The 26,760-nt window shown below is 66.6% G+C and carries 25 protein-coding genes and 1 pseudogene; 9 read left to right on the forward strand and 17 right to left on the reverse strand.

All coding sequences use genetic code 11. The features are described from left to right. The 5 genes and pseudogenes from lapB to cmk form a co-directional block, all read right to left on the reverse strand. Window positions 1-1,170, reverse strand: coding sequence for a lipopolysaccharide assembly protein LapB (lapB, locus tag NC595_RS15375; protein ID WP_026107143.1), 1,170 nt, complete (start codon window positions 1,168-1,170; stop codon window positions 1-3). Then, entirely contained in the window at window positions 1,167-1,421 is a 255-nt protein-coding gene (locus tag NC595_RS15380) for a DUF1049 domain-containing protein (protein WP_253567913.1), read from the reverse strand. The genes lapB and NC595_RS15380 overlap by 4 nt, the downstream gene beginning before the upstream one ends. Before the next feature lie 123 nt (window positions 1,422-1,544). Further along, a pseudogene (locus NC595_RS15385) lies at window positions 1,545-1,847 on the reverse strand (integration host factor subunit beta); the annotation flags it as partial. Between the two features lie 75 nt (window positions 1,848-1,922). Then, window positions 1,923-3,596 carry a 30S ribosomal protein S1 gene (rpsA, locus tag NC595_RS15390; protein ID WP_253567915.1) on the reverse strand — a complete coding sequence of 558 codons (1,674 nt, stop codon included), beginning with the start codon at window positions 3,594-3,596 and terminating at the stop codon, window positions 1,923-1,925. A 162-nt stretch (window positions 3,597-3,758) separates the two neighbouring features. Beyond that, the gene (cmk, locus tag NC595_RS15395; protein ID WP_253567916.1) at window positions 3,759-4,439 is read right to left on the reverse strand and encodes a (d)CMP kinase; all 681 of its coding nucleotides are present in this window, start codon (window positions 4,437-4,439) and stop codon (window positions 3,759-3,761) included. A gap of 107 nt (window positions 4,440-4,546) precedes the next feature. Between cmk and NC595_RS15400 the strand changes: the two genes are divergently transcribed. The 4 genes from NC595_RS15400 to ykgO all read left to right on the forward strand — a co-directional run bounded on the left by NC595_RS15400 (window position 4,547) and on the right by ykgO (window position 8,242). Continuing rightward, window positions 4,547-4,804, forward strand: coding sequence for an acyl-CoA-binding protein (locus tag NC595_RS15400; protein ID WP_253567917.1), 258 nt, complete (start codon window positions 4,547-4,549; stop codon window positions 4,802-4,804). Window positions 4,805-4,879: 75 nt separating this feature from the next. Next, entirely contained in the window at window positions 4,880-6,898 is a 2,019-nt protein-coding gene (locus NC595_RS15405; protein ID WP_253567918.1) for an NADPH-dependent 2,4-dienoyl-CoA reductase, read from the forward strand. 245 nt (window positions 6,899-7,143) lie between these two features. Then, window positions 7,144-8,055, forward strand: a complete 912-nt coding sequence (locus NC595_RS15410; RefSeq protein ID WP_253567919.1) for a LysR family transcriptional regulator — start codon at window positions 7,144-7,146, stop codon at window positions 8,053-8,055. A 61-nt stretch (window positions 8,056-8,116) separates the two neighbouring features. Beyond that, a complete protein-coding gene (ykgO, locus tag NC595_RS15415) occupies window positions 8,117-8,242 on the forward strand; it encodes a type B 50S ribosomal protein L36 (RefSeq protein WP_008215056.1) in 126 nt (41 codons plus the stop codon). Window positions 8,243-8,366: 124 nt separating this feature from the next. Here ykgO and greA read toward each other — a convergent pair whose 3' ends face one another. The 3 genes from greA to carA are packed head-to-tail and all read right to left on the reverse strand — an operon-like array spanning window position 8,367 to window position 13,196. Continuing rightward, window positions 8,367-8,843, reverse strand: a complete 477-nt coding sequence (greA, locus tag NC595_RS15420; protein ID WP_253567920.1) for a transcription elongation factor GreA — start codon at window positions 8,841-8,843, stop codon at window positions 8,367-8,369. Then, entirely contained in the window at window positions 8,840-12,067 is a 3,228-nt protein-coding gene (gene carB, locus NC595_RS15425) for a carbamoyl-phosphate synthase large subunit (protein WP_253567921.1), read from the reverse strand. Before carB ends, greA begins: the two co-directional genes overlap by 4 nt. Before the next feature lies 1 nt (window position 12,068). Continuing rightward, on the reverse strand, window positions 12,069-13,196 hold the full coding sequence (carA, locus tag NC595_RS15430) for a glutamine-hydrolyzing carbamoyl-phosphate synthase small subunit (protein ID WP_253567922.1): 1,128 nt from the start codon (window positions 13,194-13,196) through the stop codon (window positions 12,069-12,071). A gap of 215 nt (window positions 13,197-13,411) precedes the next feature. On the opposite strand from carA, the gene NC595_RS15435 reads away from it, so the two are divergent. Then, window positions 13,412-14,107, forward strand: coding sequence for a 2OG-Fe(II) oxygenase (locus tag NC595_RS15435; protein WP_253567923.1), 696 nt, complete (start codon window positions 13,412-13,414; stop codon window positions 14,105-14,107). A gap of 43 nt (window positions 14,108-14,150) precedes the next feature. Here the strand turns inward: NC595_RS15435 and dapB are convergent, their stop codons facing one another. From dapB to hrcA, 5 genes are all read right to left on the reverse strand, one after another. Then, window positions 14,151-14,951, reverse strand: coding sequence for a 4-hydroxy-tetrahydrodipicolinate reductase (gene dapB / locus NC595_RS15440; RefSeq protein WP_253567924.1), 801 nt, complete (start codon window positions 14,949-14,951; stop codon window positions 14,151-14,153). Between the two features lie 64 nt (window positions 14,952-15,015). Next, window positions 15,016-16,134 (reverse strand): molecular chaperone DnaJ, encoded by a 1,119-nt coding sequence (dnaJ, locus tag NC595_RS15445; protein WP_253567925.1) that lies wholly within the window; start codon window positions 16,132-16,134, stop codon window positions 15,016-15,018. 130 nt (window positions 16,135-16,264) lie between these two features. Then, entirely contained in the window at window positions 16,265-18,187 is a 1,923-nt protein-coding gene (gene dnaK / locus NC595_RS15450; RefSeq protein ID WP_253567926.1) for a molecular chaperone DnaK, read from the reverse strand. A 146-nt stretch (window positions 18,188-18,333) separates the two neighbouring features. After that, the gene (gene grpE / locus NC595_RS15455; protein WP_253567927.1) at window positions 18,334-18,855 is read right to left on the reverse strand and encodes a nucleotide exchange factor GrpE; all 522 of its coding nucleotides are present in this window, start codon (window positions 18,853-18,855) and stop codon (window positions 18,334-18,336) included. 81 nt (window positions 18,856-18,936) lie between these two features. Then, window positions 18,937-19,998: a heat-inducible transcriptional repressor HrcA gene (gene hrcA / locus NC595_RS15460; protein ID WP_253567928.1), complete on the reverse strand. Its 1,062-nt coding sequence runs from the start codon at window positions 19,996-19,998 to the stop codon at window positions 18,937-18,939. Between the two features lie 142 nt (window positions 19,999-20,140). Between hrcA and recN the strand changes: the two genes are divergently transcribed. Further along, entirely contained in the window at window positions 20,141-21,814 is a 1,674-nt protein-coding gene (gene recN / locus NC595_RS15465; RefSeq protein ID WP_253567929.1) for a DNA repair protein RecN, read from the forward strand. A 3-nt stretch (window positions 21,815-21,817) separates the two neighbouring features. On the opposite strand, the gene NC595_RS15470 is transcribed toward recN, so the two are convergent. Further along, entirely contained in the window at window positions 21,818-22,456 is a 639-nt protein-coding gene (locus NC595_RS15470) for a response regulator transcription factor (protein ID WP_253567930.1), read from the reverse strand. 63 nt (window positions 22,457-22,519) lie between these two features. Here NC595_RS15470 and NC595_RS15475 point away from each other — a divergent pair, with 63 nt between their 5' ends. Further along, the gene (locus tag NC595_RS15475; RefSeq protein ID WP_253567931.1) at window positions 22,520-24,130 is read left to right on the forward strand and encodes an MASE1 domain-containing sensor histidine kinase; all 1,611 of its coding nucleotides are present in this window, start codon (window positions 22,520-22,522) and stop codon (window positions 24,128-24,130) included. Between the two features lie 310 nt (window positions 24,131-24,440). Here NC595_RS15475 and fur read toward each other — a convergent pair whose 3' ends face one another. Further along, a complete protein-coding gene (gene fur, locus NC595_RS15480; protein ID WP_253567932.1) occupies window positions 24,441-24,860 on the reverse strand; it encodes a ferric iron uptake transcriptional regulator in 420 nt (139 codons plus the stop codon). Window positions 24,861-24,934: 74 nt separating this feature from the next. Between fur and NC595_RS15485 the strand changes: the two genes are divergently transcribed. Further along, complete coding sequence (locus tag NC595_RS15485) at window positions 24,935-25,366, forward strand: outer membrane protein assembly factor BamE (RefSeq protein WP_253567934.1); 432 nt, start codon at window positions 24,935-24,937, stop codon at window positions 25,364-25,366. Window positions 25,367-25,388: 22 nt separating this feature from the next. Here the strand turns inward: NC595_RS15485 and NC595_RS15490 are convergent, their stop codons facing one another. Together NC595_RS15490 and NC595_RS15495 are read right to left on the reverse strand one after the other, a co-directional pair. Next, window positions 25,389-25,691 carry an RnfH family protein gene (locus tag NC595_RS15490; RefSeq protein WP_256489228.1) on the reverse strand — a complete coding sequence of 101 codons (303 nt, stop codon included), beginning with the start codon at window positions 25,689-25,691 and terminating at the stop codon, window positions 25,389-25,391. Next, a complete protein-coding gene (locus tag NC595_RS15495; protein WP_253567936.1) occupies window positions 25,684-26,115 on the reverse strand; it encodes a type II toxin-antitoxin system RatA family toxin in 432 nt (143 codons plus the stop codon). Before NC595_RS15495 ends, NC595_RS15490 begins: the two co-directional genes overlap by 8 nt. A 94-nt stretch (window positions 26,116-26,209) precedes the next feature. On the opposite strand from NC595_RS15495, the gene smpB reads away from it, so the two are divergent. Next, window positions 26,210-26,701, forward strand: coding sequence for an SsrA-binding protein SmpB (smpB, locus tag NC595_RS15500; RefSeq protein ID WP_017460827.1), 492 nt, complete (start codon window positions 26,210-26,212; stop codon window positions 26,699-26,701). The last annotated feature ends 59 nt before the right edge of the window (window positions 26,702-26,760 follow it).

A 26,760-nucleotide genomic window follows, 5' to 3' on the forward strand; every position in this document is an offset into this window, starting at 1 on the left:
CTACTCGTTGGCCACGCCATGGATGGGGCGGATTGTGCTCCAGCTCTTGCAGCTGGGGCACTGCCAATGGTGTGCCTTGGCACCGAAGCCGCAACGGCTGCAGCGGTACATCGCCTGACCTTCGAGCAATTTGCGGGTGAGATCGCGAAGAATCAGGAAATTGTCCCTCGCCTCGCCCTGGATCTTGTCCATCGTGGCATCGATCAGCGCCATCAGACCGCGCACCGAGGGGCGCTGGCGCAGTTGCCCGGTGAGAAAGTCGACCGCCACCCGCTCGCCGTCGCGCTGTTGGTAAAGCCGGGTCAGGGCCAGCACCGGCGAGATACCGTGGTAGCGGGTCAGGATGTCCTGCAGGAATGTCTCGGCACGCGCCATCTGCTGCGTACAGGCATAGCTGTGCAGCAGCGGCGGCAGGATTTCGGGCACAAACGCCACATCCGCCGCCACGGCCGCCTCGTAGGCGGTGATGGCATCGTCATGCTCGCCCTGTTCGGCGTGCAAGCGCCCGGTGAGCATGAAGGCGCGGACACAGTCCGGCTGGCATTCGAAAGCCTGCTTGAGGTAGCCCGCCGCCTCGGCGCGGGCACCCGCCTGGCGCGAACGTTCGGCCAGCTCGCAGTAGAACTGCGCCACCATGGCCGACTCGTCCTCGCCGGTCATCGCCTCCAGCCGGCGGGCATGTTCGATCGCCTTGTGCCAGTCGCGCTCGTGCTGGTAGATCGCAATCAGGTGACGCAGGGCCGATGGCGCATGCGCATCCATCGCCACCAGGTCGCAGAACAGCGTCTCGGCGCGATCCAGCAGGCCCGCGCGCATGTAGTCCTCGCCTAGCTCGAGCAAGGCGACGGTTTTCATCGCGTCGGACAGCCCCTGGCGTGAGACCAGATGCTGGTGCAGCCGGATGGCACGATCCACCTCGCCGCGTCGACGAAACAGGTTGCCAAGCGCGAGGTGGGTCTCCACGGTATCGCGGTTGTACTCGGCCAGCTTGAGGAACACCTCGATGGCCTTGTCCTGCTCTTCGTTGAGCAGGTAGTTCAGGCCGCGGAAATAGTCCGAGGAGAGTTCGCTCACCCTGGCGCCTGAGCGACGCACACCGGCGCGCCGCGAAGTCCACCACCCGCTCAGGAAAGCTACTGGCAGAAGCAACAACGCATACAGGGGGTTCATGGAGCGCGGGACGCCTCTCCGGATGCCCGAGACGAACGCTTTCCGCGGGACGGGCGGCGGAACCGGCCGAGCCATGCCGTCAACCCTCCGAGCAGCCACCCGACCAGCAACGCGGCCAGCAGGGCCGCCCCTTTGGGCAGGGACACGCTTGCGACACCGAAGTCATAGACGACCAGGTCGGCATTGAGCGCCCCGAGCATGACACCAAGGGCAACGAAAGCGATCACGACGAGCAGGATGAGCAAGCGCATTCGATGACTTTACCCGATCGCCCCAGGCCGGCACAGATCACCGGACCCGAAAAACAAAAGGCAGGATCGACCTCGCGGTCGCCTGCCTTCATCCCTGGCCCGTACGGGCCAGACCAGCGGTGATCAGCCTTCGGCCGACTCGGCCGACTGGTTCACCCGCTCGCGGAGCTCCTTGCCGGGCTTGAAGTGCGGCACGTGCTTGCCCGGAAGCGCCACCGCCTCGCCAGTCTTGGGGTTACGCCCCATGCGCGGCGGACGATAGTGCAAGGCAAAGCTGCCGAACCCCCGGACCTCGATGCGTTCGCCGTTGGCCAGTGCATGGCTCATCTGCTCGATGACGCTCTTGACGGCCAGCTCGACATCACCGAACGCAAGATGCTGCTGGCGCTTGGCCAGCGCCTCGATCAACTCGGATTTGGTCATGGGTCCCCAATGTCCGTGACGTGGTGCTGCGGGGCGGCCGGAGGGCCGCCCCGCATCCTGCTAAGGCTCGTACAGGGCTTACTCGGCCTTGTTGAGCTGCTCCTGGAGGAGCGCGCCGAGCTTGGTGGTACCGCTGCTGGCCGAACCGTAGTCCGCCATCAGATCCTGCACATCGTCCTCGTCCTTGGCGCGGATCGACAGCGACAGCTGACGACCCTTGCGGTCCATGCCGGTGAACTTGGCTTCGATTTTGTCGCCCACCTTCAGATGCTGGGTGGCGTCGTCGATGCGCTCCTTGGCGATATCGTTGGCGCGGATATAGCCCTCGACGCCATCGCCCAGGTCGACCACCGCTCCCTTGGCGTCCACTTCCTTCACCGTACCGGTGACGACCGTGCCGCGCGAGTGGTTGGCCATGAACTGGCCGAACGGATCCTGCTCCATCTGCTTGATGCCGAGGGAGATGCGCTCGCGCTCCGGATCCACGGCCAGCACCACGGCCTCGATCTCGTCGCCCTTCTTGAAGTTGCGCACCAGGTCCTCGCCCGAGGCCTGCCAGGAGATGTCCGACAGGTGGACCAGGCCGTCGATACCGCCATCCAGGCCGATGAAGACGCCGAAATCGGTGATCGACTTGATCTGACCGGAGACCTTGTCGCCCTTCTTGTGCATGGCGGCGAAGGCTTCCCACGGGTTCGAGCGGGTCTGCTTGATGCCCAGCGAGATGCGGCGACGCTCTTCATCCACGTCCAGCACCATGACCTCGGTCTCGTCGCCGACCTGCACCACCTTGGCCGGATTGACGTTCTTGTTGGTCCAGTCCATCTCGGACACGTGGACCAGCCCCTCGACGCCCGGCTCGATCTCGACGAAGCAGCCGTAATCGGTGACGTTGGAGACCTTGCCGAACAGGCGGCTGCCGACCGGGTAACGGCGGGCAATCGCGACCCACGGATCGTCGCCCAGCTGCTTCAGGCCCAGCGACACGCGGTTGCGCTCGCGGTCGTACTTCAGCACGCGCACTTCCAGCTCGTCGCCGACGTTGACGACTTCGGACGGGTGACGCACGCGCTTCCACGCCATGTCGGTGATGTGCAGCAGGCCGTCGATGCCGCCCAGGTCCACGAACGCGCCGTAGTCGGTGAGGTTCTTGACCGTGCCCTTGACCACCGCACCCTCGGTCAGGCGCTCCAGCAGCTTCTCGCGCTCCTCGGAGAACTCGGTCTCGACGACGGCGCGGCGGCTGACCACCACGTTGTTGCGCTTGCGGTCCAGCTTGATGATCTTGAACTCGAGTTCCTTGCCCTCGAGGTACACCGGGTCACGGACCGGGCGCACGTCGACCAGCGAGCCCGGCAGGAATGCGCGGACGTCCTTGATGTCGACGGTGAAGCCGCCCTTGACCTTGCCGGAGATCATGCCGGTGATGGTCTCTTCCTTGTCGAAAGCCGTCTCGAGGTCGTCCCACACCATCGAGCGCTTGGCCTTCTCGCGGGAGAGCTTGGTCTCGCCGAAGCCGTCTTCCAGGGCGTCCAGGGCGACCTTGACCTCGTCGCCCACCTGCACTTCCAACTCGCCCTTCTCGTCCTTGAACTGCTCGATCGGGACGATGCCTTCGCTCTTCAGGCCCGCGTTGATCACGACGACGTCGTTGCGGATCTCCACCACGATGCCCGTGACGATAGCGCCCGGCTTGAGCTTGGCGATGGCCTGCTGGCTCTGTTCAAACAGCTCGGCAAAACTTTCAGTCATGTTGATTCCAGAAATGAGAAAAGGCCGTAGCTCCTGCGCGCCGTCGGATGTAATGCGCAGAAACGGATCGGCCCACCGGTTGTGGGTGATCGGGGTTACCCCCTTCACCGTTGACCAAAACCCCATGCCGCGGCAGGGGCGCTTGTTGCCGGCCTGCGCCCTTCAGGAGCGCACGACGGCGAATACTTTCGCGACGACCTCGTCGATGGGCATGCCGGTGGTGTCCACCAGAACCGCATCGTCGGCAGGCTTGAGCGGAGCGACGGCCCGGGAAGCGTCGCGGGCATCACGCGCCTCGATCTCGCGCTGAAGGCCGCTGAGTGTAACGCTCAGGCCCTTTTCCTTCAACTGCTTATAGCGTCTTTTCGCCCGTTCCGCCGCGCTGGCGGTGAGGAACACCTTGTAGGCGGCGTCCGGGAAGATCACCGTGCCCATGTCGCGCCCATCGGCGACCAGTCCCGGGGCCTTGCGGAACCCCAGCTGGAGATCCACAAGTGCCTGACGCACCGAAGGAATCGAGGCAATGGCGGAGGCCGCGGCACCCGCCGTTTCCGTGCGCAGTTCGTCGGTGGCATCGTGCCCATTCACCAGCACCCGCGTATCCCCGCCGTCCGCCGACGGGTGGAAGCGGATTTTCGTGGATTGCGCGCAACGCGTGACCGCATCGATGTCCGACAGGTCCAGTCCGGCCGCCCCGGCGGCATAGCCCACCGCCCGGTACAGCGCGCCGGAGTCGAGCAGGCGCCAGCCGAGGCATTCGGCGACCAGCCGGCTAACGGTGCCCTTGCCCGATCCTGACGGCCCGTCGATGGTGAGCACAGGCACGACAACGGGACGGGACATGGGCGGTTTCCTTGGGCAAAGGCGGCCATGTTACCGCGTTGACCCCTCCCCGGGTGCGTGCTATCAAGCCGACCACTGCCCGCTCCGGGCAAGGGGGCATGCATCTCATGAGCGATCTCCGGCATGCCTTCGAGCGTGCGGCCGAGGACGTCAAACGGCTGGGCACGCGGCCGGACAACGACACCCTGCTGAAGCTCTACGCCCTGTTCAAGCAGGGCTCCGAAGGCGACGTCCACGGTGAGCCTCCGGGCTTTTTCGATTTCGTCGGCACCGCGAAGTACGAGGCCTGGGCGAAGCTGCGCGGCACCCCGAGCGACGAGGCCATGCAGCGTTACATCGCCCTGGTCGAACGACTGCTGCCTTGAGCACCACCCCGGCGAGCTTGCTTTTACCACCGCGTTGCGGGCAGATTCATACGATCGTTTGATCGGAATCCTGCCATGTCCTATCCGCACCTGCTGGCCCCGCTCGACCTGGGCCACGTGATCCTGCCCAACCGGGTGCTGATGGGTTCGATGCATACGGGTCTGGAGGATCGCGCCGCCGACTTCGACAAGCTGGCGGCCTACTTCGCCGAGCGCGCGCGGGGTGGCGTCGGCCTGATCGTGACCGGTGGCGTCGCGCCGAGCATCGAGGGCTGGCTGAAGCCGTTCGGCGGGCGCCTGTCGATGCCCTGGCATGTCGCGCGGCACCGCAAGGTGAGCCGCGCCGTCCATGCCGAGGGGGGACGCATCTGCATGCAGATCCTCCACGCGGGCCGGTACGGCTACCACCCACTGTCCGTCGCCCCATCGAAGATCCAGTCGCCGATCACTCCGTTCACGCCCCGCGCCCTCTCCGCCCGAGGCGTCGAACGCACCATTGGCGACTTCGTGCGCAGCGCGGAACTGGCCCGCGAGGCAGGCTACGACGGCGTGGAGGTGATGGGCTCGGAGGGCTATCTGATCAACCAGTTCCTGGTCGAGCGCACCAATCGCCGCCAGGACGCCTGGGGCGGCGACGCCCGGCGCCGGATGCGTTTTCCGGTGGAGATCGTGCGACGCACCCGCGAGGCGGTCGGCAAGGACTTCATCATCATCTACCGGCTATCGATGCTGGACCTGGTGGAACAAGGCCAGAGCTGGGAGGAGATCGTCGCGCTGGGCAAGGCTGTCGAGGCCGCCGGCGCCAGCATCATCAACACCGGCATCGGCTGGCACGAGGCACGCATCCCCACCATCGTCACTTCGGTGCCGCGCGGCGCCTTCACCTGGGTGACGCGCCGGATGAAGCAGGAAGTGCGGATCCCGCTGGTCACCACCAACCGCATCAACATGCCCGACGTCGCCGAGCAGATTCTTGCCGACGGAGACGCCGACATCGTGTCGATGGCGCGACCGTTGCTGGCGGACCCGGACTGGGTGCGCAAGGCAATGAACGACCGCACTTCACGCATCAACACCTGCATCGCCTGCAACCAGGCCTGCCTGGATCACGTGTTCCAGAACCGCCGCGCCAGCTGCCTGGTGAACCCGCGCGCCTGTCACGAGACCGAGCTCACCATCACCCCAGCGGCGAAGCGCAAGCGCATTGCCGTCGTCGGCGCAGGACCGGCGGGCATGGCTTGCGCGAGCGTGGCCGCCGAACGCGGCCACGCCGTCACCCTGTTCGACCAGACCGACCGCATCGGCGGCCAGTTCAATTACGCCAAACGCATTCCTGGCAAGGAAGAGTTCCACGAGACCCTTCGCTATTTCGGCCACCGCCTTGCCGACGCCGGCGTGACGCTGCGGCTTAGCACACGCGTCGACGCCGCCATGCTGTCCGACGGATCGTTCGACGAGGTGGTACTGGCGACGGGGATCACGCCGCGCCGGATCGCCTTTCCCGGCAGCGAGGACCCGCGGGTGCTGAGCTACCTCGACGTGCTCGCACACGATCGCCCAGTGGGTCACAAGGTCGCGATCATCGGCGCCGGCGGCATCGGGTTCGACGTGGCGGAATTCCTCGTCGAGAACCCACCCGCACCGAGCACGGACATCCGGCGCTGGACCCACGAGTGGGGCATCGACATGGCCCTGGCTGCCCGCGGCGGCCTGGATGCACCGGCGCCCGAGCCGCCCGCACGCCAGGTCTGGCTGTTGCAGCGGAGCGAAGGTCGTCCCGGCGCGCGGCTGAACAAGACCACCGGCTGGGTTCATCGCGCCACGCTCAAGTCCAAGCAGGTGCAGATGCTCGGCGGCGTCGCCTACGATCGCCTCGACGACCAAGGCCTGCACATCAGCGTGGCAGGCAAAGCAACCGTGTTGCCGGTCGACCAAGTGGTGATCTGTGCCGGCCAGGAGCCCTTCCGGCCGCTGGCCGATTCGCTCGCGGCCTCGGGGATGACTGTCCATGTCATCGGCGGTGCCGACGTGGCGGCGGAACTCGACGCCAAGCGCGCCATCGATCAGGGCACGCGCCTGGCTGCATCGCTCTGACGAAGGGTGCCGGATGGCCGTGCCCCGCGGGAAGGGCTCCGCGGGAAGAAAAAAGAAACGCTCCGCGAACGACGCATCGACGGGCGGCTCAGGGGGGATGCCGGCGGTCGAGGGGGAGAGCGTCGCTGCGGAGCGGGGCCGCGCCACCCGGGGGAGGGGAAAGGTGGCGGACGAAAGGAATCTTAGGCTCGCCCAAGAAACAGCGCCAATATATATTTCTCGCCAGATTAATCTGGTTTCTCTATATGTTTGATTTCCGCCAGCTGCGCTACTTCGTGGCCGTCAGCGAAGAGCTGAGCTTCACTCGCGCGGCTCGACGACTGCATCTGTCGCAACCGCCGCTCTCCCAGCAAATCCAGGCACTGGAGCAGGATCTCGGCGTACGCCTGCTCGAACGTACCAAGCGATCCGTCTCGCTGACCGGCCCGGGGCGCATATTTCTCGATCATGCCCGGCAGATCCTGGCCAAGGCGGACGAGGCGCGCACCCAGGTAGTGGCTGCTGCAGCCGGCCACAGCGGCCAGCTGCGACTGGCATACACAGTATCGGTATCGTTTCACCCCGCCCTGCCGCGGATCCTGCTGCGCTATGGCCAGGTCGCACCGAACGTGCGGGTCGAGTTGAGCGAGCTTTACACCGAGCCACAGTTCGAGGCGCTGCTGGACGGCCGGATCGACGTCGGCCTCGTGCGCGACGAGCCGCGTCGCGCGATCGATGCCAGGGCGCTGCGCATGACCGTACTGGATCGCGAGCCGCTGCTACTCGCCCTGCCTGCAGGCCACCCCTTGTCGGGACGCAGCAGCCTGCGGCTGGACGAGGTGGCACAGGAACCCTTCGTCGCGCAGCCACGCGAGGTGGCCGTAACGCTTTACGACCGCCTGCACCAGCTCGCGCAGAAGGCCGGGTTCCAGCCCAGGATCCAGCGCCACGTGCAACAGGTGAACGGCATGCTGGCGATGGTCGCTGCCGGCCTTGGCCTCGCACTGGTGCCGGCGACGATGCGGACCGTCCGGCTGGCCGGGCTGGCATACGTCCCGGTCGAGGATCCCGACGCCTACATGCTCCTGGCCATCGCCAGCCGGGCCAACGACACCTCGCCGGCGCTGGCCCAGTTCCTCGCCGTGGTCGCCGAGACGGCGACCGTCCGCAGCTTGTGATGACATTGAAAGCACGCTACAATCGCGGACTTGAATTTTTCTTTGGTTCCAGGAGCTGGCCGTGAAGGTGCTTTCCTCTTTGAAGTCCGCCAAGCAGCGGCACCGTGACTGCAAGGTTGTGCGCCGTCGCGGCAAGGTGTTCGTGATCTGCAAGAGCAACCCGCGTTTCAAGGCCCGTCAGCGCTGATTCCCGCGCGACGAGTCAGGAAAAAGGCCGCGAAAGCGGCCTTTTTTTGTGCCCGGCTCCGGAACCGGACCACTTCGCGAACCGTCCATGCCCCGCCTTCAGGCGAGGCACCGACGGTCCCGGATCATTCGTAGCGCACGTCGACGATCTCGTAGTGCTTGACGCCGTTCGGCGCGGTGAACTCAAAGCTGTCCCCCGCACTCTTGCCGATCAGGGCGCGCGCGATCGGCGAGGACACCGCGATCAGCCGCTTCTTGATGTCGGCCTCGAGGTCGCCCACGATCTGGTAGGTCACCGCTTCGCCGCTGTCCTGGTCTTCCAGGTCCACGGTGGCGCCGAACACGACCCGCGTGCCCGCACCGAGCCGGGTGATGTCGATCACCTCGGCCGTGGACAGCGCCGCTTCCAGCTCGGCGATGCGGCCTTCGATGAAGCTCTGCTGTTCGCGGGCGGCGTGGTACTCGGCATTTTCCTTCAGGTCGCCGTGCGCACGGGCCTCGGCGATGGCGGCGATGATCTTCGGCCGGTCCTCGGACTTCAGCCGGTCCAGCTCGCCGCGCAGGCGCTCCGCGCCGGCTTTGGTCATGGGTGCGCGACTCATGCGTTCAACTCCTTGTGCAGTTCCTGCAGGCTGTGCACGTCTTCCGCGCCGTGGAAATCCAGCGAGTGGACCAGCGCACGGGCACCGGCGACGGTGGTGGAATAGGTGACGCGGTGCTGCAGCGCCTCGCGCCGGATCGAGAACGAGTCGGCGATCGCCTGCTTGCCCTCGGTGGTGTTGACGATGTAAACGATCTCGCCGTTCTTGATCAGGTCGACGATGTGCGGTCGGCCCTCGAGCACCTTGTTGACGCGCTCGCAGACCACGCCATGCTCGGTCAGGAACGCCGCGGTGCCGGCGGTTGCCACCAGGCTGAAACCGCGCTGGATCGCGTCGCGCGCCACCGGCAGCAGGCGATCCTTGTCGGCATCGCGCACCGATACGAACACCTTGCCCTTGGGCGGCGTCTTGATGCCGGCCGCGTCGTGGCCGCGCGCGAAGGCGGCGCCGAAGCTGCGGCCTACGCCCATCACCTCGCCGGTGGAGCGCATCTCCGGCCCGAGGATCGGATCGACGTTCTGGAACTTCAGGAACGGGAAGATCGCCTCCTTCACCGAGTAGTACGACGGGATCACCTCGCGCGTCGCGCCCTGCTCGGCCAGCGAACGCCCGGCCATGCAGCGCGCGGCGATCTTCGCCAGCGGCACGCCAGTGGCCTTGGAGACGAACGGTACCGTGCGCGACGCGCGCGGGTTCACTTCCAGCACGAACACGGTGTCGCCCTGGATCGCGAACTGGGTGTTCATCAGGCCGACGACCTTCAGCTCCTTCGCCATCGCCGCGGCCTGGCGGCGCATCTCGTTCTGGATCTCACCGGACAGCGAGTACGGCGGCAGCGAGCAGGACGAGTCGCCCGAATGCACGCCGGCCTCCTCGATGTGCTCCATGATGCCGCCGATCAGCACCTCGCCGGTGGCGTCGGCGATGATGTCCACGTCCACCTCGACGGCGTGGTCGAGGAAGCGGTCCAGCAGCACCGGCGAGTCGTTCGACACCTGCACCGCATCGCGGATGTAGCGGGCGAGGTCGGCGTCGTCGTACACCACCTCCATCGCGCGGCCACCCAGCACGTAGCTGGGACGCACCACCAGCGGGTAGCCGATCTCGCGCGCCAGCGCCAGCGCCTCGTCGGCGTTGCGCGCGGTGCGGTTCGGCGGCTGGCGCAGGCCCAGCTTGTGGATCATCTGCTGGAAGCGCTCGCGGTCCTCGGCCAGATCGATCGAATCCGGCGAGGTGCCGATCACCGGCACGCCAGCCGCCTCCAGCGCGCGGGCCAGCTTCAGCGGGGTCTGGCCGCCGTACTGCACGATCACGCCCTTCGGCTGCTCCAGGTCGACAATCTCCAGCACGTCCTCGAGCGTGAGCGGCTCGAAGTACAGGCGGTCGGAAGTGTCGTAGTCGGTGGAGACGGTTTCCGGGTTGCAGTTGACCATGATGGTCTCGAACCCGTCCTCGCGCAGCGCCAGCGCGGCGTGCACGCAGCAGTAGTCGAACTCGATGCCCTGGCCGATGCGGTTCGGGCCGCCGCCGAGCACGATCACCTTCTGGCGGTCGCTCGGATTGGCTTCGCACTCCTCCTCGTAGGTGGAGTACATGTAGGCGGTGGTGGTGGCGAACTCGGCGGCGCAGGAATCCACGCGCTTGTACACCGGGCGCACGCCCAGCGTGCGGCGCAGGTGGCGCAGCGCGGCTTCGTCGGTACCGGCCAGCTCGGCCAGCCGCGCGTCGGAAAAGCCCATGCGCTTGAGCTGGCGCAGGCGCGAGGCATCGAGCGCGCTCACGCCCTGCTGGCGGACCTCGTTCTCGGCCAGCACGATGTCCTCGAACGCGGCGAGGAACCACGGATCGACGCGGCTGAGGCCGTAGACTTCCTCCAGCGACAGGCCCGCGCGGAACGCATCGGCCAGATGGAACACGCGATCGGGGCGCGGCTCGCGCAGTTCGCGCTTGAGCTTGGCCAGGCCCTCGTCGCTGGTCAGGTCCAGCCCGGTCGGGTTGAGGCCGGTCTTGCCGATCTCCAGGCCACGCAGCGCCTTCTGCAGCGATTCGTGGAAGCTGCGGCCGATCGCCATCACCTCGCCCACCGACTTCATCTGGGTGGTCAGGCGGGCATCGGCCTGCGGGAACTTCTCGAAGGCAAAACGGGGAATCTTGGTGACCACATAGTCGATGGTCGGCTCGAACGAGGCCGGGGTCAGGCCGCCGGTGATGTCGTTCTTCAGCTCGTCCAGCGTGTAGCCCACCGCCAGCTTGGCCGCGATCTTGGCGATCGGAAAGCCAGTGGCCTTGGAGGCCAGCGCGGACGAACGCGACACGCGCGGATTCATCTCGATCACCACCACGCGACCGGTCTCGGCGCTGATGCCGAACTGCACGTTGGAGCCGCCGGTGTCCACGCCGATCTTGCGCAGCACGGCGATCGAGGCGTCGCGCAGGCGCTGGTATTCCTTGTCGGTGAGGGTCTGCGCCGGGGCCACGGTGATCGAGTCACCAGTGTGCACTCCCATCGGATCGAGGTTCTCGATTGCGCAGACGATGATGCAGTTGTCCGCCTTGTCGCGGACCACTTCCATCTCGAATTCCTTCCAGCCGAGCACGGACTCCTCGACCAGCACCTCGTGCACCGGCGAGAGGTCGAGGCCGCGCTTGACGATCTCCTCGAACTCCTCGACGTTGTAGGCCACGCCGCCGCCGGAGCCGCCCAGCGTGAAGCTGGGGCGGATGATGGTCGGGAAGCCGACGCGGGTCTGGATGTCCACCGCCTGCTCGTAGCTGCGCGCGACCTCGGCCTTCGGGCAGTCCAGGCCGATCTCGGCCATCGCCTGCTTGAACAGCTCGCGGTCCTCAGCCATGCGGATGGCCTCGCGGGAGGCGCCGATCAGCTCGACGTCATATTTCTCCAGCACGCCATGGTCGGCCAGGTCGAGCGCGCAGTTCAGCGCGGTCTGGCCGCCCATCGTGGGCAGCACGGCGTCGGGCTTCTCCTTGGCGATGATTCGCTCGACCGTCTGCCAGTTGATCGGCTCGATGTAGACCGCATCGGCCGTGTCCGGGTCGGTCATGATGGTGGCCGGATTGGAGTTCACCAGGATGACCCGGTAGCCCTCCTCCTTCAGCGCCTTGCAGGCCTGGGCGCCGGAGTAGTCGAACTCGCAGGCCTGGCCGATCACGATGGGACCGGCGCCGATGATGAGGATGGACTGGATGTCGGTGCGCTTGGGCATGTCAGCGGGCCTCCTGCATCAGGGCGGCGAAGCGGTCGAAGAGGTAGCCGATGTCGTGCGGGCCGGGGCTGGCTTCCGGGTGGCCCTGGAAGCAGAAGGCCGGGCGGTCGGTGAGCGCGAAGCCCTGCAGCGAACCGTCGAACAGCGAGGTGTGGGTGACGCGGGTGTTGGCCGGCAGCGTGTCAGGGTCCACCGCGAAGCCGTGGTTCTGGCTGGTGATCAGCACGCGGCCGTCGTCGTGGTCCTTCACCGGGTGGTTCGCGCCGTGGTGACCAAACTTCATCTTCAGCGTCTTCGCGCCGAGCGCCAGGCCCATGATCTGGTGGCCCAGGCAGATGCCGAACAGCGGCAGCTTCGCATCCAGCAGCTCGCGCGTGGCGGCAATGGCGTAATCGCAGGCCGCCGGGTCGCCGGGGCCGTTGGAGAGGAACACGCCGTCCGGCTGCATCGCCAGCACCTCGGCGGCCGGTGTCTGCGCCGGCACCACGGTGATGTCGCAGCCCTGCTCGGCCAGCAGACGCAGGATGTTGCGCTTCACGCCGAAGTCGTAGGCCACCACCTTGAAGCGCTTCTCGGGGTGGTTGAAGGCGGTGCGGTCCAGGTCGTAGCTGCCCTCGTTCCACTCGTAGTGGGAGGTCGTGCTGACCACCTTGGCCAGATCCATGCCGTTCAGGCCGGGGAAGCTCCGGGCCGCGGCGACGGCCGCATCCGCATCGATCGACTCGCCGGCCACGATGCAACCGCCCAGCGCGCCCTTGTCGCGCAGGATGCGGGTCAGGCGGCGGGTGTCGATACCGGCGATAGCCACGATGCCATGGCGCTTGAGGTAATCGGGCAGGCTTTCGCTGCTACGCCAATTGCTCGCGCGGCGCGGCACGTCGCGCACGATCAGCCCGGCGGCGTGTACGGCAGTGGACTCCTCGTCCTCGCTATTGCAGCCGGTATTGCCGATGTGGGGATAGGTCAGCGTGACGAGCTGCCGGGCGTAGGAGGGATCGGTGAGGATCTCCTGGTAACCGGTCATGGCGGTGTTGAACACCACCTCGCCGACGGTCTGGCCGGTGGCGCCCACGGCGTGGCCGTGGAACACGCTGCCGTCTTCGAGGGCAAGCAGAGCAGGAGTAAGCATGGGGAGGCCGCCTTTAGGTGCAGCAAAGCCCGCAAGCCGCGGTGAAGCTGGCTTGTGGACCTTAGGTCGTGGATGGTCTGGGCGGATCGAAATGATAGGCCGCGGCAGCTTTCCTGTCCACGACTTCAGGTGAACGGAAGGCCAAACCGGACCGGTGACGACGCCCCGCAGGGCGCTACACTTGCGCATCCGCCCCTCGTGGAAGCCTTGACCCGATGAATGCCGTCGTGCTGCTCGACCCCGCCCGCCTCGACCGTCCCGATACGGAGGTGAAGCTCGAGCCGTTCCCGTTCATGGTTGCCCACGGCCAGCTTCCCGACGAAGCCCGCAGCGACCTCGATCGCGATTTCCCGAAATACACCAGCGCTGGATTCTTTCCCTACGACCCCGCGGACTGCGGACCGACGATCAACACCCTGGTCGAGCACCTGACTGCGCCCTCGTTCGCCAGCGCCGTGGGTCGTCGGCTGGGCATCGAGAACCTGGGTGACTATCCGACGCTCGTCACGATTTGCCGCTCGCTCAACAAGCGCCACGGCACCATCCACACCGACAGCCGCTCCAAGATCGCCACCGCCCTGCTCTACCTCAACCCGAAGTGGCCGGACACCAGCGAAGGCTGCCTGCGCTTCCTGCATCGCATCGACAACATCGACGACGTAGTTGTGCCGGAACTGAAGCCGCTGTATGGCGAGTTCGCCGTATTCAAGCGCTGCGACAACTCCTTCCATGGGCACCTGCCGTACGAGGGGGAGCGTCGCGTCATCCAGATTGCATGGCTTACCAGCGAAGAGGAAAAGACGCGCAAGACCAAGCGCGGCAAGTTCTCGCGCTCGTTCAAGAAGATTTTCGGCCGGCTGGACACCCGCTTTGGCGCTGGCCGCGCCCGCGACGCCGCGCACCGCGACTGACCCCGGCCGGAGCGGTTCGCGCACCGGGTGCGCGAACGCGGTGTCAGCCGCCGCTTCGCTCGGCGAGCATCGCATCCAGATCGTAGCCGCCCGGCGGCCTCCCGGCGAGCCAGTGTGCGGCCTCGATCGCCCCTCGCGCGAAGATGCCACGGTCGGTGGCCCGGTGCGCAAGCTCCAATCGCTCGCCATGCCCGATCAGCATGGCGGTGTGCTCGCCAACGATGTCGCCGCCGCGAATCACGGCAAAGCCGATCTCGCCCGCCTCGCGAGGTCCCGTACGACCTTCACGGGAAAACACAACCTGTTCGCCGAGCGCGACACCCCGCCCGGCAGCGGCGGCCTCGCCCAACAGCAGAGCCGTGCCGGAGGGAGCATCCTCCTTGCGGTTGTGGTGAGCCTCTAGGATCTCCAGGTCCCAATCGGCAAGCGCGGCAGCGGCCTGCCGCAGCAGTCGGGAGAGCACCGCCACGCCGAGACTGAAATTCGCCGAGCGCAGGAGCGGCAGGTGCCGGGACGCTTGGGCCAGTCTCGCCTCGAGTGCATCACCCACGCCGGTCGTGCCGACCACCAATGCCGCGCCACTGTCCAGACAATGCTGGAGAGCCGCCTGCAGACCCTCGGGGCCACTGAAATCGATCACCACGTCGAGAGTGGGCACGCCGGCCCAATCGTGCGTGAAACGAAGCTGGCTGCCGTGCGCAACCGGCGCGCCCATTTCCTGCGCGTCGGCAGCCGTGATTGCTGCAACGAGGTCAAACCGGCGATCCCGTCGCAGCAGATCGACCAGCACGCGCCCCATGCGTCCGGTGGCCCCATTGACCGCGACGCGAACAACCTCACCCATGATCCGCTCCATCAGATGAAACCCTCAAGACCTCCATCATGTCTGACCGGACGCGACCGGCAGCTCAGGAAGTCACCCTCGACCAGAACTGCTTGACCCCGTCGACCCAGGTCTTGGCCCGCGGCATGTGCTTCCCGGCATCGCCCTCGGCGAAGCTGGCCTCCAACTGCTCCAGCAGCTCACGCTGCTCGCGGGTCAACCGCACCGGGGTCTCGACCACCACCCGACAGATCAGGTCGCCATGCCGGCCGCTGCGTACCGACTTCACGCCGCGGCCGCGCAGGCGGAACTGCTGGCCGGTCTGGGTCTCCGGCGGGATGGTGACCGGCACCTCGCCTTCCAGCATGGGCACTGCCAGCTCTGCACCCAGTGCAGCCTGGGAGAAGCGGATCGGTACCTCGCAGTGGAGATCGTTGCCGTCGCGCTGGAAGATCGCGTGCTCGCGCACGCGCACCTCCACGTACAGATCGCCGGATTCGGCGCCGGCCGGGCCCGCCTCGCCCTGCCCGGCCAGGCGGATTCGGTCGCCAGTGTCCACGCCGGCCGGAATGCGTACGGATAGCTTCCGGGTCTCCTCCAGCCGGCCCTCGCCATGGCAGTGCCGGCAGGGCTTTTCGATCGCCTGACCGCTGCCGCCGCAATGCGGGCATGCCTGCTGAATCGAGAAGATGCCGTTCTGCATGCGCACGCGGCCGTGGCCATGGCAGGTCTTGCAGGTGACCGTCTTGCCGTCGGCCGAGCCCGAACCATTGCAGTGATGGCAGTTCACCTGGGTGGGAATCTCGATGGTGCGCTCGATGCCGAACACCGCCTCCTCGAGATCCAGCTCCATGATGTAGCGCAGGTCGGCGCCCCGGCGGGCGCGCCCCCGACCGCCGCCGAAGATGTCGCCGAAGATGTCGCCGAAAATATCGCCCATGTCGCCGAAGCCGGCGCCGCCGCGACCGCCCATGCCGCCCTCGAAGGCCGCATGGCCGTGCTGGTCGTACATCGCACGCTTCTGCGCATCGGCCAGCACCTCGTAGGCCTCCTTGGCCTCCTTGAACTTCTCCTGCGCCCCGGGATCGTCGGGATTGCGGTCCGGGTGGTACTTCATGGCCAGGCGGCGGAAGGATTTCTTCAGCTCCACCTCGGTGACGCTGCGCTCCACGCCCAGCACTTCGTAGTAGTCACGCTTGCTCATTCATCACACCCGAAACTCGATCACTTCCCCAACGCCGGACAGGCTGCCGGCGCTCTTGCAAGCAAACAGCCCGCGCCGGCTTTCGGCGCGGCGCGGGCTGGTTTTCGTCGATGTCGTCGACCGACGCTACTTACTTCTTGTCGCCGTCCTTGACCTCGGTGAACTCGGCGTCGACCACGTCGTCCGGCTGCGCCGAGCCACCGCCCGGAGCCGACTGGGCACCACCAGCATCGCCGCCAGACTGGGCCGCGGCATACAGCGCCTGGGCCACCTGCTCGAGCTTCTCGACCTTCGCCTCGATCGCCGCCTTGTCGTCGCTGTCCTTGACCTTCTCCAGATCAGACAGCGCACCTTCGATGGTCGACAGCTGGTCCGCCGGCACCTTACCGCCATGCTCCTTCAGCGCACTGCGCGTGGCGTGCACCAGCTGGTCGGCCTTGTTGCGGGTGGCGACGAGCTCGTGGAACTTCTTGTCCTCTTCCTTGTTCGCCTCGGCGTCGGCGACCATGCGCGCGATCTCCTCCTCGGACAGGCCCGAACCGGCCTTGATCTCGATGCGCTGCTCCTTGCCGGTCTTCTTGTCCTTGGCCGACACGTGCAGGATGCCGTTGGCGTCGATGTCGAAGGTGACCTCGATCTGCGGCATGCCGCGCGGCGCCGGCTCGATGCCCTGCAGGTCGAACTTGCCCAGCGACTTGTTGGCGCTGGCGCGCTCGCGCTCGCCCTGCAGCACGTGCACGGTGACCGCGGTCTGGTTGTCGTCGGCGGTGGAGAACACCTGCGAGGCCTTGGTCGGCACCGTGGTGTTCTTCTCGATCAGCTTGGTCATCACGCCGCCCATGGTCTCGATGCCCAGCGACAGCGGGGTCACGTCCAGCAGCAGCACGTCCTTGACCGAACCGCCCAGCACGCCACCCTGGATCGCCGCGCCCACGGCGACGGCCTCGTCCGGGTTGACGTCCTTGCGCGGCTCCTTGCCGAAGAAGTCCTTCACCGACTCCTGCACCTTGGGCATGCGGGTCTGGCCGCCGACGAGGATCACCTCGTTGATGTCGGACACGCGCAGGCCGGCGTCGTTGAGCGCGGTGCGGCACGGTTCGATGGTGCGCTTGACCAGATCCTCGACCAATGCTTCCAGCTTGGCGCGGGTGAGCTTGATGTTCAGGTGCTTCGGACCGGAGGCATCGGCCGTGACGTACGGCAGGTTGACCTCGGTCTGGTGGCTGGAGGACAGCTCGATCTTGGCGCGCTCGGCGGCATCCTTCAGGCGCTGCAGGGCCAGCGGATCCTTGCGCAGGTCGATGCCCTGGTCCTTCTGGAATTCCTCGACCAGGTAGTCGATGACGCGCATGTCGAAATCTTCACCACCGAGGAAGGTATCGCCGTTGGTGGCCAGCACCTCGAACTGCTTTTCACCATCGACCTCGGCGATCTCGATAATCGATACGTCGAAGGTGCCGCCGCCCAGGTCGTACACCGCGATCTTGCGATCGCCGCCCTTCTTGTCCAGGCCGTAGGCCAGCGCGGCAGCGGTCGGCTCGTTGATGATGCGCTTGACGTCCAGGCCGGCGATCTTGCCGGCGTCCTTGGTCGCCTGGCGCTGGCTATCGTTGAAGTAGGCCGGCACCGTGATCACTGCCTCGGTGATGGTCTCGCCGAGATAGTCCTCGGCGGTCTTCTTCATCTTCATCAGCACCTTGGCGGAAATCTCCTGCGGCGCCATCTTCCTGCCGTCGGAGGTCTGCACCCAGGCGTCGCCGTTGTCGTGCGCCACGATGCCGTAGGGGACGATGTCCAGATCCTTCTGCACCTCGGCGTCGGTGAACTTGCGGCCGATCAGGCGCTTCACCGCGTAGAAGGTGTTCTTCGGGTTGGTCACGCTCTGGCGCTTGGCCGAGGCACCGACCAGCACTTCGCCGTCCTTGTTGAAGGCGACGATGGACGGCGTGGTGCGATCGCCCTCCGAGTTCTCGATGACCTTGACCGAGGTGCCGTCCATGACGGCCACGCACGAGTTGGTCGTGCCCAGGTCGATGCCGATGATCTTGCCCATGTGTGTGCTCCGAATTTTTCTTGCGGCCCCCGCGGCCGCGAACTGGTTTCCAGAATGGGGCCCGCGCCTGGCGATTCAATGCCGATCGGGCCTCCCGATTGGGGTCTGGCCTGACGCCGGTCAACCGACCGCCGCCTGCCAATGCCTCACTCCTGAGCGACGGCGACCAGCGCCGGCCGCAACAGGCGGTCGTTCAACACGTAACCCTTCTGCAGCACGCTCACCACCGTGCCCGGCGCCTTGCCCGGTGCGGCAACCATGCTGACGGCATGGTGGCGCTCCGGATCGAGCGGCTGGTCGAGCGGATCGACCTGCACCATGCCGTTGGACTCGGCCACCTTGAGCAGCGCCTTCAGCGTGAGGCTGATGCCCTCGCGGATCGCCGCCACGTCACCGCCCTCCACCGCCAGCCCGCGCTCGAGGCTGTCGTAAACCGGCAGCAGGTCGTTGAGCAGCTTTTCGTTGGCGAAGCGACGCGCCTGCTCCAGGTCACGCTGCAGGCGACGGCGCTGGTTTTCCAGGTCCGCCCGCTCACGCAGCACGCTCTCGCGAAGCTCGGCGTTGCTGGCCTCCAGCTCGACGATGCGTGCCTGAAGCGCCGCCAGATCGTCGGCCTGGCCAGCCGTTTCCCGGCCCTGCTCCGGCGCCTGCGGATCGTTGTTTTGCATAATCCCACTCCAGCAGAAAACCCGGGCCGGCAAGGCTTGCCGACCCTCGAAACATGCGGGGAACCCCGCCTCCCGGGGCGTTTATGAGGTCGGCGCGGCCCGATTCAAGGCGTCGCTGAGCAGCCCGGCGGTCGCCTGCACCACCGGGATCACCCGCTCGTAGGCCATGCGCGTCGGCCCGATCACCCCCACCGCGCCCATCACCCGCCCGTGGGCGCCGTAGGTGGCGGTGACGACGCTGCACCCGTCCAGCGCGGTGAAGCCCGATTCCTCGCCGATGAACAGCCGCACGCCCGGCGCCCGGGCGCACATTTCCATGAGCTGCAGCAGCTCGTTCTTCTTCTGGAAGGCCTCGAACAGCTCGCGCAGGCGGTCCAGATCGGCGAGCTCGGCGTAGTTCATCAGATTGGTCTGGCCGCTTACCAGCACGTCCTCGTCTTCGCCCGCGGGGGCAAACGAAGCGGCTGCCAGCTCGACCGAACTGGCCAGAAGCCGGTTGAGCTCACTGCCGGCCTCGCGGATCTCGCGCAGCAGGTGGGCCCGGATGTCGTCCAGGCGCAGCCCGGCGAAATGGGCGTTGAGGTAGTTGGCCGCCTGCTCCAGCTCGCGATTGTCCAGCGGCTTGGCCAGGCGGACGATGCGGTTCTGCACCTGGTTGTCGGCGAACACCAGCACGACCAGCACCTGGGCGTCCGGCAGTGCCACGAAATCAATGTGGCGCAGCGGGAAGTCCCCTTGCTTGGGCACGGTGACCACGCCGGCAAAATGGGTCATCGCCGAGAGCAGCGAGGACACGTTGCCCAGCAAATCCCGTGTGGTCGCCGGCTGCGGCGGCAACTCGCGCCTCAGCCGCGCCATGTCGTCCCGATGCAGCGGCTGGAGCTCGATCAGGCTGTCCACGAACAGGCGCAGCCCGCGCGGCGTGGGAATGCGCCCGGCCGAAGTGTGCGGCGAGGCGACCAGGCCGGCCTCCTCCAGGTCCGCCATGATGTTGCGGATGGTCGCCGGACTGACGTCCAGGCCGGACGAGCGCGACAGCGTGCGCGAGCCGACCGGCTCGCCGTCGGACAGATACTGCGCGATCAACGACCGCAGCAAGCTGCGGGCGCGGGCGTCGAGTTCGTGGCCATGGTGCTGTCGCATGCGCTGTGGCAATCCTTGAGACGGGGAACAAATAAGGTGTGGCGAGCGGCTTTGCAAGCCGGACCGTGTCCGCCGGCGGCGGGGCCTCGCCCGTGTCGCCTGCCATCCCTACAATCCAGTCTCTTCCATCGAACCGTTTTCCATGCTCACTTCGCTCTACGTCCGACACTTCGCCGTCGTTGAAGAAGCCGAGATCGTCTTCGGCCCGGGGCTTACCGTGGTCAGCGGCGAAACCGGCGCCGGCAAATCGCTGATGGTCGATGCCCTGATGCTGCTGGCCGGCGCCCGCGCCGACAGCGGCATGGTGCGTGCGGGCGCGGACCGCGCGGAGCTGGCCGCGGAGTTCGACCTGACCGGACTTCCGGAAGCCCGGGCCTGGCTGGAGCGCGAGGAGCTGGATGACGAAGACCATTGCCAGTTGCGCCGGGTGATCCGCGCCGAGGGCAGTTCGCGCGCATGGATCAACGGCCGCCCCGCCAACGCCAGCCAGCTCGGTGAGCTGGCCGCGCTGCTGGTGGAGATCCACGGCCAGCACGAGCACCAGGCGCTGCTCTCGCGGGGGCACCAGCTCGCTCTCCTGGACGCTTACGCCGGGAACGAGGCCGGCCTTGGCGAGGTCCGCTCGCTGGCCGCCGAATGGCGTGAGGTCGGCGCCCGCATCCGCAAGCTCAGCGGCGGCGATGACCGCGACCGCCAGCTCGAGCTGCTTCGCCACGAAGTCACCGAACTGGAGCAGTGGGCGCTGCCGCCGGAGGAACTGGCCGAGCTGGAGGCCTCGCACAAGCGTCTGTCCAATGCCGGTCGGCTGGCCGAGGGCGCGGCCGGGGTGATCGACATGATCGACGGCGACAGCGAGTTCGCGCTGCGCCGCGTGCTGGGCCGCACGCAGGCCGAGCTGGCTCGGCTGGCGGCGATCGACGACCGGCTGCAGCCCCTGCTGGAACTGGTCGAAAATGCCACGATCCAGCTCGGCGAGGCCGCCGACGACCTGGGGCGCTACGCGCAGGACGTCGATCTCGACCCCGAACGCTTCACCCAGGTCGACACCCACCTGGCCCGGCTGCACGAACTGGGCCGTCGGCACCGTCTGCCCGCGGCTGACCTCCACGGTAAGCTCGTCTCCCTGCGCGCCGAACTGGCGGAACTGGAGGGTGCGGGCGAGGCACTGGACGCGCTCGAAGCCCGCCGCGACAAACTGCAGCAGAAATACGCGAAAGCCGCCGACGTCCTCGGCGCCTCCCGCCGCGACGCGGCCACCCGTCTGGCGGCGGAAGTCGGTGTCCTGATGGGCGAGCTCGGCATGGCCGGCGGTACGCTGACGATCGAGCTGGAGCCGGCCGGTGGCACGGATCCCGACCCACAGGGCCGCGAACGCTGCGAGTTGCTGGTCAGCGCCAACCCCGGACAGCCGCCCCGGCCACTGCGCAAAGTGGCCTCCGGCGGCGAACTGGCGCGCATCAGCCTGGCGATCGAGGTAGCCACGCTGGGCAAGGACACCGTCGGCACCATGGTGTTCGACGAGGTGGACACAGGCATTGGTGGTGCCGTGGCCGAAGTGGTCGGCCAGAAACTGCGCTCGCTCGGTACCCTGCGCCAGGTGCTGTGCGTGACCCACCTGCCGCAGGTGGCGGCGCAAGGCCACGCCCACCTCCAAGTGAGCAAGAGTAGCGACGGCGAGACCACCGCCACCCTGATCAGGACGCTGGATGGGGCCGGTCGCCAGGCCGAACTGGCGCGGATGCTGGGCGGCCTGGAGATCACCGCCGCGACCCGCGCCCACGCCAAGCAGATGCTGGAGCGGGCGCAGGCCGGCTGAGGCTCAGGTCGCCGGACCGTCGAGCAGGCCTCGTTCGCTGGCCATCCGGTAGAGGTCGAGCTCCGAGCCGGCACCGAGCTTGCCCATCAGACTGGCTCGGTGGATGTAGACCGTCTTCTGGCCGATGCCCAGTTCAGCCGCCACCTGCTTGGGCGCCCGCCCGGCCGCCAGCAACAGGAACACCTCGCGCTCGCGGGCGGTCAGCCGCTGGATCGGGTCGAGCGCCTCGGTCGGCCGATCGGCCCGCCGCTGGCGCAGGTCCGAGCTCAGGTAGCACTCCCCTTCCATCACCGCCCGGAGCCCGGCCACGAGCTCCTCGGGCGCCACCCCCTTGGTCACGAAACCGCTGGCACCGCGACGCAGGGCTTCCGAAACGTAAGGCTCGCCGTCGTGCATGCTGAGCACCACGATCCGGCTGCCGGGAGACACGCTGAGCAGGTGTTCGATCAGAGGCAGCCCGCTGCCATCCGGCAGCGACAGGTCCAGCGCCACGAGGTCCGGCGAAGTCCGATTGATGGCATCCACCGCGTCATCGGCGCAGCGGCATTCGGCCACGACTTCCAGGTCAGGCTCCATCTCGATCAGTCGCTTGAACCCCTCACGCACGATGGCGTGGTCGTCCACCAGAACAATGCTGTACATGCCCCTCTCCACCCAGCCGCACCCTCTCGACCGCACCAAGCATCGCACATGTAACATGCCCCGATGCGGACCCTTACGACCCGGCTCCTGGCCTCCGGCCCGTTCCTCGCTGTGTGCTACCTGGCGGCCTGGCTGCTGTTGTGGCCGACCGAACAGCCCTACTGGATGCTTCCCTTCGGCCTGCGCTTCGGCGCCCTGCTGCTGACGCCGATGCGCCAATGGCCGTGGTTGCTCGGCACGGAGCTGGGGGCCAGCGTTTTCCTGGAGGTTCATCGCGACGAGGTGATGGGCTTGCTGGGCTTCCTGATCGGGGACGTACCGGACCCCCTGATCGTGGCCACCGGCCTATGGCTGCTGCGCAAGGCCAACCTCCATCCGAGTTTGCGCGTGCCGGAGGACGTGACCCGTCTGCTGCTGTCTGCGGTGCTCGTGGTCACCGCGACCACCGCCGTGGATGCGGCCCTGCTCGCCCTGATGCACCAGACCGCCCCGTCCAGCCCGATGATCGAGGCCCTGGGCCTGGATCTACTGAGCAACTACCTGGGCGTCCTGCTGATCGTGCCACTGATGATCATGCTGGTTCGTGCCCGACCCAGCCGGCGCATGCTCGCCAATCTGATCATGGACGGCCTGCTGGTCATGCTGCCATCGATGGCCATCCTGCTGATGCTTTCCGAGCACGCGGCGCCACAACCACAGTTCGCCCGCGTGCTGTCGCTCGCCCCGGTGATGTTCTTTGCCTTCCGCCACGGCTGGCGCGGTGCCAGCCTGGCCATGATCACCACCAGCATGGGCATGAGCCTGGTGGACTTCGTGGTGGGGCAACCGGTCCCCAGCGCCTCGGGCTATCTGTTCCTCGCCGTGGCGGGAACCGGTGCACTGATGCTCGGCTCCGCCACCGATGCCCTGCGCCGCAGCAGCGAGCGGGTGGCCGAACAGAATGTCTATCTCGCCGCCGTGAACCGACGGCTCGATCAGCTTGCCCGCCAGCTGCGCGACGCCGCTCGAGGAAACCTGCAGGCCGAGGAAAGCCAGCGACGCTACATGGCCGCCGAACTCCACGACGAGCTTGGCCAGAACATCACGGCGATCCAGACGCACATGAAGCTGGCCCAGAGCCGGCTGCAGGCGACGGGAATGGAGGATGTTGTCCAATCGGTCAACACCATCCTCGGGCACATGCGCCGTGCGCTGCACCGACTGCTGGACGACCTTCGCCCGGCCGTACTGGACGAGTTCGGCCTGCTCCGGGCACTCGAGGAGGGCCCGATCAGAGACCTTCTGGACGCTGCTGGCGTGGAGTACGTCACCGATCTCCATGGCGACCCGAGATTGCTCGACGACGACACTCGCACTGCGATCTACCGCCTGGTGCAGGAGAGCGCCACCAATACGGTCAAACACGCACAGGCCAGCCAGTTTCGACTGCGGCTGCGCATCGGGGAGCGCCATGGCGCCCCGCTGGCCTTGCTGGACATCCGCGACAATGGCGCCGGCTTGCCCGGGACGCTCCCGCGAGGGGGGCGTGGCTTGCAAGGCATGCGCGATCGCGTCACCTCGCTGGGTGGACTGTTCCGCCTGCGACCGGGCACGCCGGGGGTCCACCTGCGCATCTTGTTGCGTGGCAACAATATTTCGCCCGGCAAGGTCGACCCGTCCGTGCGTCATCCCTAGGAATTTTTCTGATACCCGGTTCGTGAAGGCTTCGTTAGGATCCTTCCATCGATGTGGGGGAGCCGCCATTGCAAGATGGCGAGCCGAAGTCACCGTGGGGACGGTGGCTTCGAAGGGCGGCAAGGATTGCTGCTCGGCCGATACCTTCGGCGACAGGATTCTCGCGAGCAACTCGCCCGAATCCGTCGCCACCTGGTAGCGGATAAGCCGTAGATGGACAGGAGTCCGTCTGCGGCTTTTTTTATTGCCCGCCTCCAGCAGGCACCGAGCCACCCTCCCGGCGCCGACGCCCGGGTCCCACGTCGATGCACTATCGGGAACGGCTGTCCTTGGAGCGGACATACAGCACCAGGCTGTGGTCGGCCAGCTCGTAGCCATGCTTGGCGGCGATCTCCCGCTGCAGGCGTTCGATTTCCTCGCTGACGAACTCGATGACCTTGCCGCTGTCTACGTCGATCATGTGGTCGTGGTGCTTGCCACGGTCGAGTTCATAAACCGCCTGCCCACCCTCGAAATTGTGCTTCATCAGGATGCCGGCCGCCTCGAACTGGGTCAGTACCCGGTAAACGGTGGCCAGTCCTATGTCCTCCCGGGAAGCCAGCAGGCGGCGGTAGATGTCCTCGGCAGAGAGGTGGTGGACACCCTCTTCCTCAAAGATCTGGAGAATGCGCATACGCGGGTGGGTGACCTTCAACCCGGCCTTGCGCAGCTCTCTGGTTTCCTGATCCATTGCCGGCTCCGCGGGCGGTATCGCAAGGCGGTTAGTGTATCATCCGTGACCTTTACGTTCGGGACGCAACACGCATGCAAAAGCTGATTCGCACGCTGGGTTTCGCCACTCTGGCGCTTTCCTTGGCCAGTTGCCGACTCGTGTATACCCCCGACGTGCAGCAGGGCAACATCCTCACCAAGGACGCTGTCGAACAACTCAAGCCCGGCATGACCAAGCGGCAGGTGCTGGTGTTGCTGGGATCGCCCTCGGTCAGCGACCCGTTCGACCATGATCGCTGGGATTACGTCTCGACCCAGCAGCATCGCGGTGGCCCGATCAAGATCCGCACCTTCACCCTGACCTTCAACAACGACACCCTGGTGCGGACCGAAGGCGACTTCTTCGCAGAGGATGCCGAGAAGCTGCTGAAGGAAACGCAGAAGTTCAAGGTGAGCTACCCGGTCGACGACGCCAAGGGCGACAAGAACGAGGGTCCGACCGGCACAGGCGGCGACCAGCACTGAGGCCGCATCGAAGCCTGCACCCTCACCCGGGGCGGGCCGCCCTCCGACGACGGGCTTCCTTCGGGTCGGCGGTAAGCGGACGATAGAGTTCCAGTCGGTCACCGTCGCCCAGGACGAAATCGTCATCAACGCGGCGCCCGAATACGCCCACCCGCTTCGCACGGATGGCCTCGGCGGCAATTTGAGGACATCCTGCCGTGCGCTCGATAGCCGCGGCGGCATCGGCGACAGTAGCTCCGTGCGGAAGCTCCAGAGAGGCATTCCAGGCGGAGCCAGGCATGGCGATCACGACATCCACCCGGATCAGGCCCGCCCGGTCAGCCATAGGTCCGCCGGGCCTCACGCGTGAAATCTTCGACCATCCGGCCCGCGAGCCCCTGGAAGCCGAGCTTGATGGCGCCGGCGCCGATCACGCCGCCGTAGTCGATGTCGAGCGAAAACGCGATCTTGCATCCACTGTCCCCCAGGGCCTGGAAAGTCCACAAACCCTCCAGCCTGCGGAACGGCCCGTCGACCAGACTCATCTGCAGGCGCTCAGGACGCTCGGCGGTGTTGCGGGTGGTGAAGCTCTGGTTGAAACCGGCCATCTTGAGGTCCAGTCGAGCCACCATCATGTTCTGCCCGCGTTCCAGCACACAGGAGCCGGCACACCAGGCGAAGCGCTTTGGGTATGCTTCGACGTCGTTCACCAGATCGAACATCTGCGCCGGGGTGTAGGACACCAGCGCGCTGCGGCGGATTTCGATCACGCAAAGCCTCTCGGAATATCACGATTCAAGGATCGGCCCGCGCGAACATGCGGCCTGACCCAGCACAGGGCAACCGCCCGGAAGTCTAGCGGACATGAGCAAGAGCAAGGACAAGGACACCAAGGGCGGCGGCACCATCGCGCTGAACCGGCGTGCCCGCCACGAATACCACATCGACCAGCGCTACGAGGCCGGCATTGCCCTGCAGGGTTGGGAACTGAAAGCGCTGCGCGCCGGCCGGATCAACTTCGGCGAGAGCTACGCGATCGTGCGCGATGGCGAGCTGTTCCTGTACGGAGCCTCGATTCCGCCGCTGATCAGCGCCTCCACGCACGTCATCGCCGAGGATCGTCGCATCCGCAAGCTGCTGCTGCACCGTCACGAGATCGACCACCTGATCGGTGCCACCGAGCGCAAGGGCTACACCCTGGTACCTACTGCGATGTACTGGAAAGGCAACAAGGTGAAGGTCGAGATCGGCGTGGCCCGCGGCAAACAGGAGCACGACAAGCGCGACACGGCCAAGGAGCGCGACTGGCAGCGGGAAAAGCAGCGCACCATGCGCTCGCACAACAAGGCCGCATGATCGCATCCGTTCATTGAATGACGGCGTGCCGGCCACATATACTCTTCAAGCTTTTTCGC

Source organism: Dyella lutea, from assembly GCF_024158035.1.
Lineage (GTDB): Bacteria > Pseudomonadota > Gammaproteobacteria > Xanthomonadales > Rhodanobacteraceae > Dyella_A > Dyella_A lutea.